This is a genomic window from Agrobacterium tumefaciens (assembly GCF_017726655.1).
GTDB classification, from domain to species: domain Bacteria; phylum Pseudomonadota; class Alphaproteobacteria; order Rhizobiales; family Rhizobiaceae; genus Agrobacterium; species Agrobacterium tumefaciens_B.
In genome coordinates, this window is record NZ_CP072309.1 from 1,238,512 (window position 1) to 1,253,880 (window position 15,369).

Sequence of the window (15,369 nt, forward strand, 5' to 3'; positions counted from 1 at the left end):
TCCCCCTCAAGGGGGGAGATCGACAAGCGGCAGACTTTCCGCTTCATCTCTACGGTCGGCGACCTAAACTGTGAAACGAAGTCCGTGCCGCAAGTGATCTCCCCCTTGAGGGGAAGATGTCCGGCAGGACCGAGGGGGGTAAGCGCCACATACCGAGGCGGGGTAAACAGTACTCACTGAGAGGGCAAACCCATGCCCGTTGAAACCAAGACTACCTGTCCCTATTGCGGCGTCGGCTGCGGCGTCATCGCCACCGTCAATGATTCCGGCGTCGTTTCCGTCAAAGGCGATCCGGATCACCCCGCCAATTTCGGCCGCCTGTGTTCCAAAGGCTCGGCTCTGGCCGAAACCATCGATCTCGATGGCCGCCTTCTTCATCCTGAAATTCACGGAAAACCGGCCGCATGGCACGAGGCACTCGATCTCGTCGCTTCCCGGTTTTCTCAAGCCATCGCCGAACACGGCCCGGATTCGGTCGCCTTTTACGTCTCCGGCCAATTGCTGACCGAGGATTATTATCTCGCCAACAAGCTGATGAAGGGTTTCATCGGCTCGGCCAACATCGATACCAATTCCAGGCTCTGCATGTCGTCTTCCGTCGCCGGCCATCGCCGTGCCTTCGGGGCCGATACGGTGCCGGGCACCTATGAGGATATGGAGCTTGCCGATCTGGTGATCCTCACCGGTTCCAATCTCGGCTGGTGCCATCCAGTACTTTACCAAAGGCTTGCGGCGGCAAAGGCGGCGCGGCCGGACATGAAAGTCGTTGTCATCGATCCGCGTCGGACGATGAGCGCCGATATTGCCGATATGCACCTCGCCATCCGCCCGGATGGAGATGTGGCGCTGTTCACCGGCTTGCTGGCGCATCTTTCCGATAGTCCTGCAATCGATCGCGGTTATGTGGAAAATCACACGCTCGGTTTTGATGCAGCGATGCAGGCAGCAAGCGAGCATAGCCTGCCGGAGATCGCCGAAGCCACCGGCTTGGCGATTGCCGAACTGATTTCCTTTTACGAATTGTTCGAACGCACCGAAAAAACCGTCACCTGCTACAGCCAAGGCGTCAACCAGTCACAAAGCGGCACCGACAAGGTCAACGCTATCATCAATTGCCACCTTGCCACCGGCCGCATCGGCAGGCCGGGCATGGGTCCCTTTTCGCTGACCGGCCAGCCGAACGCCATGGGCGGACGCGAAGTCGGCGGGCTGGCCAACATGCTGGCCGCCCATATGGCTATCGAAAATGCCGAGGATCGCGACCGCGTGCGACGCTTCTGGGCCTCGCCCGCCATTGCGGAAAAACCCGGACTGAAGGCGGTGGACATGTTCAGGGCCGTGGCCGACGGTCGCATAAAGGCGCTGTGGATCATGGCCACCAATCCGGTGGTTTCCATGCCGGATGCCGGCGCCGTCGAGGCGGCCATCAAGGCCTGTCCTTTCGTCGTGGTGTCCGATGTCATGGCGAGTACCGATACGGCCCGCCATGCGCATGTGCTTCTGCCATCGCTTGGCTGGGGTGAAAAGGACGGCACTGTCACCAATTCCGAGCGGTGCATTTCCCGCCAGCGCGGTTTTCTCGATGCGCCGGGCGAAGCGAAAGCGGACTGGTGGCAGATGGCGGAAGTGGCCCGGCGCATGGGCTTCGCCGCCGCCTTCGCTTTTCGTCAGCCATCGGAGATTTTTGCCGAACATGCCGCTCTTTCCGCTTTCGAAAATGCCGGAAGCCGCGATTTCGATATCGGCGGGATCGACCGGGATGGCTACGATACGATGACACCCTTCCAATGGCCAAAAGCCGAGGCGGGCAAGGCCGAGGTGACGCGCTTTTTCGCGAACGGCCGGTTTTACCATGCCGATGGCCGGGCAAGGCTCATCGCCACCGCCTTGCCGCAGACAGACAGGACATCGGCGGATTTCCCGCTGACGCTGAATACCGGCCGCATCCGCGACCAATGGCACACGATGACGCGCACCGGCAAAAGCGCCCGCCTCACCGCCCATATCGCCGAGCCGTTCGCCGAACTTCACCCGCGCGATGCGCAGGCGCTCGACATAAAAAGCGCCGATCTGGTGGAACTGGAAAGCCCGCATGGCAGGGTGCTGCTGCGGGCGCTGGTGAGCGAAAGACAGGCGCGCGGCTCGGTCTTCGTGCCGATGCATTGGAACGACCGGTTTGCCTCGAAGGCGCGGATCGACGTGGTGGTCGCGCCGGTAACGGACCCGCATTCCGGCCAGCCGGCTTCGAAGAATGTGGGCGTTCGGGCAAGGCGTTACGAAGCAAAAGCTTACGGCTTCGCCATTTCCCGCACCCGGCCAGATGTGCCCGATTGCGCCTATTGGGCGATTGCCAAGGCGCATGGGGGCTATCGCATGGAGCTGGCCTTCGCTGAAGTGCCGCGGGACTGGACGCTCTGGGCGCGGCGGGTTTTCGGCATCGAGGCGCGCGTCGAGCCGCTGGGATATAGCGACCGGCAGACCGGCGATCTGCGCCTGGCTTTCTTTAACGGCGACACTCTTCTGGCGGCGCTGTTCATCGCCGAAGAGCCTGTGGCCGTTGCCCGCAACTGGGCGATCGCGCAATTGACCGAACGCCATGAGGATTTGCGTCTGCGTTTTGCGCTGGTGGCCGGGCGTCCGGGGGCAGGGCGGTCCGATCCGGGCGCTACCGTCTGCTCCTGCTTCAATGTCGGGGTGAACCAGATCACCGCCGCCATCCGTGATGGTTGCCACAGCGTCGAAGCCATCGGCAAGGCGTTGAACGCCGGAACCAATTGCGGCTCCTGCCGCGCCGAAATCAGGGGGATCATCGATGGATGCCTTAAAACCGCAGCGGAATGAACCGGCCCGCATGGAAAAGCTCGCGACGTTGCCCATTTTTTGGGGGCTAGAGAACAAGCGCGTTGTGCTGGCTGGCGGATCGGATGCCGCCGCCTGGAAGGCGGAGCTGCTGCTCGCCTGCGGCGCTGAGCTTCATCTGTATTGCAAGGAGCGCGAGCTTTCGCAATGCCTGATCTCGCTGATGGCAAAGAGCGCGCGGCTGACATGGCACGACTGTTGCTGGAACGAAGACAGTTTGGCGGGCGCGGAACTGGCGCTGGCGGATTGCGAGACCCTGTGCGAGGCCGAGCGGTTTTATCAGGCGGCGCGCGCGGCAGGCGTTCCCGTCAACATCATCGACAAGCCGGAATTCTGCCAGTTCCAGTTTGGGTCGATCGTCAATCGCTCACCGGTCGTGGTGTCGATTTCCACCGATGGGGCAGCCCCCATCCTGGCGCAGGCCATTCGTCGCCGGATCGAGACATTGCTGCCGCGCTCCCTGAAGGACTGGGCGGCACTTGCGGCGTCTATCCGCGAGCGTGTCAACATGCGGCTCTCGCCTGGCAGCGCGCGGCGTTCGTTCTGGGAAAAATTCGTCGATCGAGCCTTCACGGAGCGTCTTGATGACGACAGTGAGGAGCGCTTGCTCGCCGATCTCGGGACACAAGCTGCTCGGACGGCGGCCACCGTCGGGTCGGTTACGCTTGTGGGCGCGGGGCCGGGCGATGCCGAGCTTTTAACCCTGAAAGCGGTGCGCGCCCTGCAGGCGGCCGACGTCATCCTGTTCGATGATCTCGTCTCGGCGGAGGTGCTGGAACTGGCGCGGCGGGAGGCCAAGCGGATGCTGGTCGGCAAGCGCGGCGGTCGGGAAAGCTGTAAACAGGAAGACATCAACGACATGATGATCACGCTTGCCAAGGCCGGCAAGAGAGTGGTGCGGCTGAAGTCAGGCGATCCGATGATTTTCGGGCGCGCCGGTGAGGAGATCGCCGCGCTGGAAGCGGAAAACATCCCCGTCGAGGTCGTGCCCGGCATCACCGCCGCAAGCGCCATGGCCTTACGCCTCGGCGTTTCTTTGACGCATCGCGATCACGCCCAGTCGGTCCGCTTCGTCACCGGCCATTCACGACAGGGAAAACTGCCGGACAATATCGACTGGCCGGCCCTTTCGAACCCGTCAGTAACAACTATTTTCTACATGGGCGGACGAACCGCGGCGGATATTCAGGCATCATTGATTGCCAATGGAATGCCCGCCGCGACGCCGGTGGTGGTGATGGTTTCCGTCAGTCGTCACAATGAGAAACGCTGGTGCGGTTCGCTTGCGCAACTGGCAGAGGGCGTGACGGGATTAGGCGTGAATGAGCCTGTTCTTATCGGCATCGGTGATACGTTTCATGCCGCACGTACGGCGCCTGCGGCTGAACACGCAAAGACAGCGGATGCCGCTCCAATACGAATAGCTGGCTAAAGGGATTTTCGGCCGTTCCGGTAAAAGCAGGCGCCTCCGGCGCTCAACCGTACCTTGACATTGGTTTTTCCTTCGCTCTTCAATAAAACGAAAAAATTGAAAGAGGAGGGAGGGTGAAATGCTGCTTACACCGCGTCAGGATGAAATCGTTGCGCTGGCAAAAGCGAATGGGCGGGTGCTGGTTGACGAGCTGGCGGCGCGGTTTTCGGTGACACCCCAGACGATCCGTAAGGACCTCAACGATCTCTGCGATACGCGCGTCCTGACGCGTATTCATGGCGGCGCGCTTTTCCCCAGCGGCAATGAAAACGTCAAATATGAAGCGCGTCGGGCGATTGCTTCTATTGAAAAGCAGGCCATTGGCGCTGCCGCCGCAGCGCTCATCCCGAACAACTCGTCGCTTTTCATCAATATCGGCACGACCACGGAGGCGGTGGGCGAAGCCCTTGCGGACCATCACGAACTGATGGTGATCACCAATAATATCAATGTTGCTAACAGGTTACGGGTGTTCCCGGGCATTGAAGTGGTGATTGCCGGCGGCGTCGTGCGTGGTTCCGATGGAGGTATCGTCGGGGAAGCAGCAGTGGATTTCATTCGCCAGTTCAAGGTCGATTTTGCCGTGATCGGCGTTTCAGCTATCGATGAAGACGGGGCTTTACTGGATTTCGACTTCCGCGAGGTCAAGGTCGCGCAGGCGATCATCTCCAATGCCCGTCATGTGATTCTCGTATCGGATTCACTGAAATTCGAGCGCACGGCCCCGGTGCGGATCGGCCATCTCTCTCAGGTCCACACATTTATTACGGACCATTGTCCGGTCGATTCCATCCGCAGCATCTGCGCAGATCACGATGTCCGCCTGATCGAAACCGAGGCGCAGGACGGCTGACCTAGCGACTTCCGAATTTCGTTTGACATTCGTTTTGTCTTCGAATTAGATGGCCATGCTTTCAAAATATCGATGGGGAGAGCATCGATGAAAGCGCGGGAGGGGCGATGTCTGACGAGGCAATCCACGATATTTTCGTGATCGGCGGCGGCATCAATGGCTGCGGCATCGCGCGGGACGCTGTCGGGCGCGGCTATTCCGTTGCGCTTGCGGAAATGAACGACTTTGCCTCCGGTACGTCTTCGGCTGCCACGAAGCTGATCCATGGCGGCCTGCGTTATCTCGAACATTACGAATTCCGTCTGGTGCGCGAAGCGCTCATGGAACGCGAGGTTCTGTGGGCCATGGCGCCGCACATTATCTGGCCCATGCGCTTCGTGCTGCCGTTTCAGAAAGGTGGTGTTCGTCCCGCCTGGCTCGTGCGCCTGGGGCTTTTCCTTTACGACCATCTTGGTGGCCGCAAGCTTCTGCCCGCGACCCGCTCGCTCGACCTTCGCCGTGACCCAGCTGGAAAACCGCTGAAGCCGATTTTTGCCCGCGCTTTCGAATATTCCGATGGCTGGGTGGATGATGCCCGTCTTGTCGTGTTGAACGCCCGCGATGCCGCTGATCGAGGCGCCCTGATCCTCAACCGTACGCAAGTGGTTTCCGCCAGGCGGGAAGGCGCGTTCTGGCGGATAGAAACAAAAAACGCGGGTGGAGAAACGAAGTCTTACAAGTCGCGAATGCTGGTGAATGCCGCCGGCCCGTGGGTCGACCAGGTGCTGTCGCGGACGTTCGGTAAAAACAACGTCCACAATGTCCGCCTCGTACAGGGCAGCCATATTATCGTTCGCAAAAAGTTTTCTGATCCGCGCGCCTATTTCTTTCAGAACCCGGACGGCCGCATCATTTTCGCCATTCCTTATGAGCAGGATTTCACCCTGATCGGCACCACGGATCGCGACTATACCGCCGATCCTCGGTCCGTTAAGATCAGCGACGAGGAAATCAGCTATCTCTGCAATGCGGCGAGTGAATATTTTGCTGAGCCGGTGAAGGCGGAGGATATCGTCTGGACCTATTCCGGCGTGCGCCCGCTCTTTGACGATGGTGCTTCCAAGGCGCAGGAAGCAACCCGCGACTACGTGCTGAAAACCGAGGGGACGGAAGGCGAAGCACCACTGCTCAACGTCTTTGGCGGCAAGCTTACGACATACCGGCGGCTTGCCGAACATGCTCTTGAAAAAATCAGCGATGCGCTGGGGGAAAAGGGTGTTCCATGGACGGCAGGCTCCCATTTGCCGGGGGGTAACTTCGGCGTGGAGGAATACGCGGCGCAAGTGTCCGCATTACGATCCCGTTATCCCTTTCTCGATCAGCGTCATGCCGAGCGGCTGGTGCGCTGCTACGGTACCGATGCAGTTTCGATGCTCGGTTCTGCGACGGACACCTCTGCGCTGGGGCGGCACTTCGGCGGTACGCTCTACGAGGTCGAGGTTCGCTGGCTGATGGCGAGGGAATGGGCGGCGACGGCGGAGGATATCCTGTGGCGCCGCACCAAGCAGGGGCTGTTCTTGAGCGCCGACGAGGTGCGTGCTCTGGAGGACTATATCGATGACATTGCAGGTGGACGCTTGAAGGCAATCTGACGATCCGATCGAAAAGCGGAGGAGGCTTTGGATCACCATGCTTGAATTGCGAAACGTCTCGAAAATGGTGGGGGGTGACTATCATATTCACCCGACCGATCTGACGTTGCAGCGCGGAAGCCTGAACGTTCTGCTTGGACCGACGCTTTCGGGCAAGACGTCGCTGATGCGACTGATGGCGGGGCTGGACAAGCCAAGCAGCGGGTCGATCCTCTTCAATGGAGAGGATGTAACCGGCTGGCCGGTGCAGAAGCGCAACGTCGCGATGGTCTACCAGCAGTTCATCAACTATCCGGCGCTGAGCGTTTACGAAAACATTGCCTCGCCGATGCGCGTTGCTGGCAAGGATCAGTCGACCATCGACCGGGAGGTGAAGAAGGCCGCCGAACTTCTGCGGCTCACGCCTTATCTCGACCGCACGCCGCTCAATCTTTCCGGCGGCCAGCAGCAGCGCACGGCACTCGCCCGCGCCATCGTCAAAAACGCCAATCTGGTGCTGCTCGATGAACCGCTCGCCAATCTCGATTACAAGCTGCGCGAAGAGTTGCGCGAGGAACTGCCGCGTATCTTCGCGGAGTCGGGCGCGATCTTTGTTTACGCCACCACGGAGCCTTCAGAGGCGCTGCTTCTGGGCGGCAATACCGCAACGCTTAACGAAGGAAGAGTGACGCAGTTCAGCCGTACGATCGAGGTTTACCGGCAGCCGGTTGATATCGTGACCGCGGAAATTTTTGCCGATCCGCCGCTCAACACCATTGAGGTCATCAAGGCGGGTAACGCTTTTACGCGCGCCGACCAGACGGTGGTTGCCGTGCCGGCGCATCTTGCCGCTGTACCGGATGGGCCTTTGACCATCGCTTTCCAGCCACATCATCTTTTCCCGCAGGCGAAGGGCGAAGCGCGGCAATCCATAAGGGCGCGCACGCTGATTTCGGAAATCGCGGGGTCGGAAAGCTTCGTGCATGTGGAGTTTTCCGGCAAGCGATGGGTCATGCTGGCGCACGGCATCCACGACATCGAGCCGGACAGGGACATTGAGCTGTTTCTCGATACAAAACACCTGATGGCCTTTGACGCGAATGGCCGCGCCATTGGCGAAGCGGCGTAAGGGGAGATCGGTCATGGCACGCATCACCCTCGATCACATCCGCCACGCCTATAACGCCAAGGCGCAGGCTGCAGGCGATTATGCCCTGAAGGAAGTCCATCACGAATGGGAAGATGGCGGTGCCTATGCACTTCTCGGCCCTTCCGGTTGTGGCAAGACCACGTTGCTCAACATTATTTCCGGCCTGCTGCGCCCGTCCGAAGGCCGCATCGCTTTCGACGGAACAGACGTGACGGATTTTGCGACTGAAGACCGCAACATCGCGCAGGTGTTCCAGTTTCCGGTCGTTTACGACACGATGACGGTTTACGACAATCTGGCCTTTCCGCTGCGAAACCGGCATGTGCCGGAAGCCGAAGTGGAGCGCCGCGTGCGGGAAATCCTCGAGATGACCGACCTTTCCGGCATGGCCAAACGCAGGGCCCGCGGATTGACGGCGGACCAGAAGCAGAAGATTTCGTTGGCGCGTGGCCTCGTACGCTCCGACGTCAACGCAATCCTGTTCGATGAGCCGCTAACGGTCATCGATCCGCATATGAAATGGGTGCTACGCTCACAGTTGAAACGGCTACACCGGCAATCGGGTTTCACCATGGTCTACGTCACGCACGACCAGACCGAAGCGCTGACCTTCGCCGACAAGGTGGTTGTCATGTATGACGGGCAGATCGTTCAGATCGGCACGCCGGCCGAGCTATTCGAGCGGCCGGGGCATACATTCGTCGGTTATTTCATCGGCTCGCCGGGCATGAACGTGCTGCCAGCCAATATTGAGGGGACGACGGCTGTGGTCGGCGGTCTTGGTGTGCCGCTGGCAGGTGCGCCAAAAGTTGATGGAGCGCAGCGCATCGAAATCGGCATCCGCCCGGAATTCGTCCGGCTGGAGCGCGGCGGCATGCCGATCAGCATCGACAAGGTCGAGGATATCGGCCGCCAGAAGATCGTCCGTGCCCGCTTTGCCGGCCAGAAACTGGCGATTGTCGTTGCCGAGGACGAGGAAATCCCGGCGGAGGCGGGTGTGCGCTTCGACCCGGCCGCCATCGGCGTTTTCGCTGATTCCTGGCGTGTGAAGATGGGGGCCTGACCATGGAAAAAAGCTGGAACAACAAGGCATGGTTCATGGTGCTGCCGGTGCTGGTGCTGGTCGCCTTTTCGGCCGTCATTCCGCTGATGACCGTCGTGAATTATTCGGTGCAGGACACTTTCGGCAACAATCAGTTTTTCTGGGCAGGAACACAATGGTTCGAGGAAATCCTGGCGTCGGACCGTTTCTGGGATGCCCTGGGGCGCAACCTGCTATTCTCCGGCATCATCCTGGCCATTGAAATCCCGCTCGGCATCTTTATTGCGCTCAAAATGCCGAAGTCCGGCATCGGCGTGCCCATCTGCCTCGTCACCATGGCGTTGCCGCTGCTGGTCCCGTGGAACGTCGTCGGCACGATCTGGCAGGTTTTCGGCCGCAGCGATATCGGGCTCCTCGGTTATTATGCCAATCAACTCGGGCTTGACTATAACTATGTCAACGATCCCATCGACGCATGGATTACCGTCGTCATCATGGATGTCTGGCACTGGACGAGCCTTGTCGTGCTCTTGTGTTATGCCAGCCTCGTTTCCATTCCGGACGCCTATTATCAGGCGGCAAGGATCGACGGCGCGTCGCGTTTCGCGGTGTTCCGGTTCATCCAGCTGCCGAAGATGAAGCGGGTCCTGCTTATTGCCTTCCTGCTGCGCTTCATGGACAGTTTCATGATCTATACCGAGCCTTTCGTCGTCACCGGGGGCGGCCCGGGCAATTCCACAACCTTCCTGTCCATCGATCTCGTCAAGGTGGCGCTCGGCCAGTTCGATCTCGGCCCGGCAGCAGCCATGTCGCTGATCTACTTCCTCATCATCCTGCTGTTGTCCTGGGTGTTCTACACCGTGATGACCAGCCACGACGCGGAGACCTGAGATGAGCGCTTCCAATGTCACGACCGGGGTGGAACGTAATGGCCTGAATGCAGGCTCCGCGGTGTCGGTGCGGCCGAGCTTCGCCGCGACAGCGCGGTCACGCCGCCACCATGGACCATCACGCTTTTCCTGGCTGGTGCCGACGATCTATATTCTGCTTCTGCTGGTCCCGATCTATTGGCTTATCAATATGAGCTTCAAGACGAATGCGGAAATCGTCTCATCCATGACGCTCTATCCGCACGAGCCGACGCTGCAGAACTATCGGACGATCTTCAACGATTCATCCTGGTATTCCGGGTATATCAATTCGATCACCTATGTCGTCATGAACATGGTGATCTCCGTCGCTGTCGCGCTGCCAGCAGCCTATGCCTTTTCGCGCTACCGTTTTCTCGGCGACAAGCATCTGTTCTTCTGGCTTTTGACCAACCGCATGGCGCCGCCCGCCGTCTTTGCGCTGCCGTTCTTCCAGCTTTACTCTGCATTCGGACTGATCGACACCCACATTGCCGTGGCGCTCGCGCATTGCCTGTTCAACGTCCCGTTGGCGGTGTGGATCCTCGAAGGTTTCATGTCCGGTGTGCCGAAGGAAATCGACGAGACCGCTTATATTGACGGTTATTCCTTCCCGAAATTCTTCGTGAAGATTTTCATGCCGCTCATCGCTTCCGGCATCGGCGTCGCCTGCTTCTTCAGCTTCATGTTCTCGTGGGTCGAGCTTCTGATCGCCCGCACTCTGACGACGACGGACGCAAAACCGATTGCCGCGACGATGACACGCACTGTTTCCGCCGCCGGCATGGACTGGGGGCTTCTTGCAGCCGCCGGTGTGCTGACGTTGATACCGGGCGCGCTGGTGATCTGGTTCGTGCGCAATTACATCGCCAAGGGCTTCGCGCTGGGGAGGGTTTGACCATGACGAAGATGCCCGACTTCACCTGGATGGCATGGACCTGGCAGACGGCGGCCTTCTTCTGCACCATCGCCGTCCTGCTGGTCGGCATGTGGCTATGGGAACGTTTGTCGCCCGGCGGCAATCCCCGCTTCGGTCTGTTGCGCTTCGAGACGACGCGTGGGGACAGGCTGTTCATCTCGCTGCTCGGCAGCGCGTTTATTCATCTCGCATGGCTCGGGCTGGTCGGCCCGAACCTGTGGTGGGCTCTCGCTCTATCTCTGGTCTACGCCATCGGCGTTTTCCGTTTTGTATAGAGCAGGAAAAGGTGCGGACGAGGAAAACCGCACTTGCAGACTTCATGCAATCGCAACCTTTGGGAGGGAATGACATGCGACGGCATCTGATGACGACGACGGCAGCCATGCTGCTGGCAATGACAGGTTCGGCTTTTGCCGGAATGGAGGAAGCAAAGCAGTTTCTGGACAAGGAAATCGGCGACATGTCGGCGCTTTCCCGTGCGGAGCAGGAAAAGGAAGTGCAATGGTTCATCGATGCCGCGAAGCCTTTCGCGGGCATGGAGATCAAGGTTGTTTCCGAATCTCTCACCACCCACGAGTATGAATCAAAGGTTCTGGCTCCGGCCTTTACCGCCATTACCGGCATCAAGGTGACGCACGACCTCATCCAGGAAGGTGACGTTGTCGAAAAGATCCAGACCCAGATGCAGACCGGCCAGAACCTCTACGATGGCTGGGTCAATGACAGCGACCTCATCGGCACCCACTGGCGTTACCAGCAGGTCCGCAACCTGACCGACTTCATGGCCAATGAAGGCAAGGACGTCACCAATCCTGGTCTCGACCTCAAGGACTTCATCGGCAGCGCGTTCACGACGGCGCCGGACAAGAAGCTCTACCAGCTTCCTGACCAGCAATTCGCGAACCTCTACTGGTTCCGTTACGACTGGTTCAACGACGACAAGAACAAGGCTGACTTCAAGGCCAAGTACGGCTACGACCTCGGCGTTCCCGTCAACTGGTCGGCCTATGAGGACATCGCCGAATTCTTCACCGGCCGCGATGTCGGCGGCAAGAAGGTCTTTGGCCATATGGACTACGGCAAGAAGGACCCCTCGCTTGGCTGGCGTTTCACCGATGCCTGGCTTTCCATGGCCGGCAACGGCGACAAGGGCCTGCCAAACGGCCTGCCGGTCGATGAATGGGGCATCAAGGTCAATGACAAGTCGCAGCCGGTGGGTTCCTGCGTAGCGCGCGGCGGCGATACCAATGGCCCGGCCTCGGTCTATTCCATCGAGAAATATCTTGAGTGGCTGAAGAAATATGCGCCGCCGGAAGCACAGGGCATGACCTTCTCCGAGTCCGGACCGGTGCCTGCACAGGGCAACATTGCTCAGCAGATCTTCTGGTACACGGCGTTCACGGCCGATATGGCCAAGCCGGGCTTGCCTGTCGTGAACGAGGACGGGTCGCCGAAATGGCGTGTCGCCCCCTCGCCACATGGCGTCTACTGGAAGAACGGCATGAAGCTTGGTTATCAGGATGTGGGTTCCTGGACGCTGATGAAATCCACGCCTGACGACCGAGCCAAGGCCGCATGGCTTTATGCACAGTTCGTGACCTCGAAAACCGTGGATGTGAAGAAGAGCCACGTCGGTCTCACCTTCATTCGTGACAGCACCATCCATCACAAGAGCTTCTCGGACCGTGCCTCCAAGCTCGGTGGTCTCGTCGAGTTCTATCGCTCGCCGGCCCGCGTCCAATGGTCGCCGACGGGGACGAACGTTCCTGACTATCCAAAGCTGGCGCAGCTGTGGTGGCAGGCAATCGGCGATGCGTCGTCGGGTGCCAAAACCGCTCAGGCAGCGATGGACTCGCTCTGCGCCGAGCAGGAAAAGGTCATGGGCCGTCTGGAACGTGCCGGCGTGCAGGGCGATATCGGCCCGAAGCTGGCGGAAGAGCATGATATTGAATACTGGAACAAGGACGCCGTTTCCAAGGGCAATCTGGCGCCGCAGCTGAAGATTGCCAACGAAAAGGAAAAGCCGGTCACCGTCAATTACGACGAACTGGTCAAAAGCTGGCAGAAGTAATGTCTGCCTAAAATCGTGAAACCGGGGCGGCTCTGCCGCCCCGTCATTGCGTTTGAAAGGGAGTTACATAATGGGCGGTTATATTCTGGCGATCGACCAGGGCACGACATCGACGAGGTCGATGGTCTTTGATGGCGACATGCGGGTCATCGGTGTCGGCCAGCGAGAATTTCCGCAGCATTTCCCTGCCTCCGGCTGGGTCGAACATGATGCCGAGGATATCTGGAAAAGCGTACTCGAAACCATCCGGCTGGCGCTTGCCGATGCCGGCATTGCCGCCTCCGATATTGCGGCAATAGGCATCACCAACCAGCGCGAAACGACGGTGCTGTGGGACCGCAATACCGGCGAGGCGGTGCATCGCGCCGTGGTCTGGCAGGATCGGCGCGCCGCGCCCATCTGCGAGGATCTGAAACGCCGCGGACTGGAGCCGCTCTTTTCAAAAAAGACCGGGCTGCTGCTTGACCCTTATTTCTCCGGTACCAAGCTGAAATGGCTTCTCGATAGCGTCAGCGGCCTTCGTGAAAAAGCCGTGAAGGGCGACATCTGCTTCGGCACCGTTGACAGCTTTCTGATCTATCGCCTCACCGGCGGTCGTCGCCATGTGACCGACGCCACCAATGCTTCGCGCACGTTGATCTATAATATCGAAGACAATGCCTGGGATGACGAGTTGCTGTCGATCCTGGATATTCCGCGCGCCATGCTGCCGGAAGTTCTGGATTGCGCCGCGGATTTTGGTGTGACGGACAAGTCGCTGCTGGGTGCGGAAATTCCGATCCTGGGTGTGGCCGGCGATCAGCAGGCGGCCGTGATCGGCAATGCCTGCTTTGAGCCGGGCATGATGAAATCCACCTATGGCACCGGCTGTTTCGCGCTTCTCAATACTGGTACCGACCGGGTTACATCCACCAACCGCCTGCTGACCACGATTGCTTACCGCCTCGATGGCGTGACGACCTATGCACTTGAAGGCTCGATCTTTATTGCCGGTGCCGCCGTGCAGTGGCTGCGTGACGAGCTTGGGTTCATCTCTGTCGCATCTGAAGTCAGCGCGCTTGCCGAAAAAGCCGATCCCAAGCAGCGGGTTTATCTCGTGCCGGCCTTCACCGGTCTTGGCGCGCCCTATTGGGATGCCGAAGCGCGCGGTGCGATTTTCGGCCTGACGCGGGGCACCGGGCCGGCGGAATTTGCCCGCGCGGCGCTGGAAAGCGTCGCCTATCAGACGTTTGATCTGCTGGATGCCATGCGCAAGGACTGGGCGGGTGACAATGGCAAAACGGTGCTGAGGGTCGACGGCGGCATGGTCGCTTCCAATTGGACCATGCAGCGGCTGGCGGATATTCTCGCTGCGCCCGTCGATAGACCTGTCTTTCTGGAGACGACCATCCTGGGTGCCGCTTGGCTTGCGGCCTCACGCGCAGGCATCTGGCCGGACCGCAAGGCTTTCGCTGACCATTGGCGACGCGACCGCCGCTTCAGCCCCGAGATGGACGAGGGGGAGCGAAAAAACGCGATCGCCGGTTGGCGTGACAGCGTCGGCCGCTGCCTGTCAAACCGGACGAATTAAGGCGCGTTAGACAAAGCTGCCGGGTGCGATGCTCTTGCTCGACACGAGGTCGGAAAGGGCGCGCACCAGCTTCGCATCGACGCCCTTGCTCGGCTGAAGCACAAATTCGACATCCTCAAGGACGGGTAACACGCCGGCGGTAATCTCCTTAAGACCGGCCGGTGCCATGCTGCGCGGCTGCACCAGAATACCCATGCCCGCCCTTGCCGCAGCAGTAAGTCCGCTCAGGCTGCCGCAGGTGCATACGATTCGCCAAGAAAGTCCGGCGCGGTCCAATGCTTCCTGTGCGGCCTTTCTGGTAATGCTCGGCGGCGGGAAGGCGATCAACGGCAGGGCATCCGGCTGGTTCAGCATGCGTTCGGGGTCGCGCGCCAGCCAGACGAGTGGCTCACGGTAAAGGAAATGGCCAAGCTTGTCGCCCAGGCGACGTTTTGCCAGTACCACATCCAGCTCACCATTATCCTGCATCTGGTAAAGCACCCCACTCAGCGAAACCGTCAGCTCCAGATCAACAAGGGGATAAAGGCGGATGAATTCCTCCAGGATGGCCGTGAGCCGGCTCGCGACGAAATCCTCCGACACGCCAAGCCGTAGCCGCCCACGCAGACGACTTTCGGTGAAGAGCGACGACACTTTGCTGTCGATTTCGAGCATGTTGCGGGCGTAACCAAGCAATGCCTCACCCTCGCCAGTCAGCTTCACCTGATGCGTGTTGCGTGCGATCAGTCGCCGGCCAAGCGATGCCTCAAGCCTTTGAATATGCTGGCTGACGGTAGATTGCCCAATGCCGAGCCGTTCGGCGGCGAGGGTGAAACTGCCGGTTTGCTGCAACATGACGAAGCTGGCAAGATGTTGAAGGTTCAGCATTATCTCAAATCATGATAACTGTTAGTCTTTGCATCCGAAATCATGATGA

At 59.7% G+C, this 15,369-nt stretch carries 12 protein-coding genes; 11 read left to right on the top strand and 1 reads right to left on the bottom strand.

All coding sequences use genetic code 11. From position 1 onward, the window contains the following. The first annotated feature begins 192 nt into the window (after positions 1 to 192). From AT6N2_RS19950 to glpK, 11 genes are all read left to right on the top strand, one after another. Positions 193 to 2,841, top strand: coding sequence for a nitrate reductase (locus AT6N2_RS19950; protein ID WP_209090980.1), 2,649 nt, complete (start codon positions 193 to 195; stop codon positions 2,839 to 2,841). After that, complete coding sequence (gene cysG, locus AT6N2_RS19955; protein WP_209090982.1) at positions 2,813 to 4,291, top strand: siroheme synthase CysG; 1,479 nt, start codon at positions 2,813 to 2,815, stop codon at positions 4,289 to 4,291. Before AT6N2_RS19950 ends, cysG begins: the two co-directional genes overlap by 29 nt. Positions 4,292 to 4,409: 118 nt before the next feature. Further along, complete coding sequence (locus tag AT6N2_RS19960; protein ID WP_063950263.1) at positions 4,410 to 5,183, top strand: DeoR/GlpR family DNA-binding transcription regulator; 774 nt, start codon at positions 4,410 to 4,412, stop codon at positions 5,181 to 5,183. Positions 5,184 to 5,290: 107 nt separating this feature from the next. After that, the gene (locus tag AT6N2_RS19965; RefSeq protein WP_209090984.1) at positions 5,291 to 6,814 is read left to right on the top strand and encodes a glycerol-3-phosphate dehydrogenase; all 1,524 of its coding nucleotides are present in this window, start codon (positions 5,291 to 5,293) and stop codon (positions 6,812 to 6,814) included. Positions 6,815 to 6,851: 37 nt separating this feature from the next. Next, a complete protein-coding gene (locus AT6N2_RS19970) occupies positions 6,852 to 7,922 on the top strand; it encodes an ABC transporter ATP-binding protein (RefSeq protein ID WP_209090986.1) in 1,071 nt (356 codons plus the stop codon). 13 nt (positions 7,923 to 7,935) lie between these two features. After that, positions 7,936 to 9,006 (top strand): ABC transporter ATP-binding protein, encoded by a 1,071-nt coding sequence (locus AT6N2_RS19975; RefSeq protein WP_063950266.1) that lies wholly within the window; start codon positions 7,936 to 7,938, stop codon positions 9,004 to 9,006. 2 nt (positions 9,007 to 9,008) lie between these two features. After that, on the top strand, positions 9,009 to 9,875 hold the full coding sequence (locus AT6N2_RS19980) for a carbohydrate ABC transporter permease (protein ID WP_209090988.1): 867 nt from the start codon (positions 9,009 to 9,011) through the stop codon (positions 9,873 to 9,875). A 1-nt stretch (position 9,876) separates the two neighbouring features. Then, the gene (locus AT6N2_RS19985) at positions 9,877 to 10,791 is read left to right on the top strand and encodes a carbohydrate ABC transporter permease (RefSeq protein ID WP_209090990.1); all 915 of its coding nucleotides are present in this window, start codon (positions 9,877 to 9,879) and stop codon (positions 10,789 to 10,791) included. 2 nt (positions 10,792 to 10,793) lie between these two features. Continuing rightward, on the top strand, positions 10,794 to 11,087 hold the full coding sequence (locus tag AT6N2_RS19990) for a DUF2160 domain-containing protein (protein ID WP_063950269.1): 294 nt from the start codon (positions 10,794 to 10,796) through the stop codon (positions 11,085 to 11,087). Between the two features lie 74 nt (positions 11,088 to 11,161). Beyond that, complete coding sequence (locus AT6N2_RS19995; protein WP_209090992.1) at positions 11,162 to 12,883, top strand: extracellular solute-binding protein; 1,722 nt, start codon at positions 11,162 to 11,164, stop codon at positions 12,881 to 12,883. A 70-nt stretch (positions 12,884 to 12,953) separates the two neighbouring features. Continuing rightward, the gene (gene glpK / locus AT6N2_RS20000; RefSeq protein ID WP_209090994.1) at positions 12,954 to 14,453 is read left to right on the top strand and encodes a glycerol kinase GlpK; all 1,500 of its coding nucleotides are present in this window, start codon (positions 12,954 to 12,956) and stop codon (positions 14,451 to 14,453) included. Between the two features lie 6 nt (positions 14,454 to 14,459). Here the strand turns inward: glpK and AT6N2_RS20005 are convergent, their stop codons facing one another. Next, positions 14,460 to 15,320: a LysR family transcriptional regulator gene (locus AT6N2_RS20005; RefSeq protein ID WP_209090996.1), complete on the bottom strand. Its 861-nt coding sequence runs from the start codon at positions 15,318 to 15,320 to the stop codon at positions 14,460 to 14,462. Positions 15,321 to 15,369 lie beyond the last annotated feature (49 nt).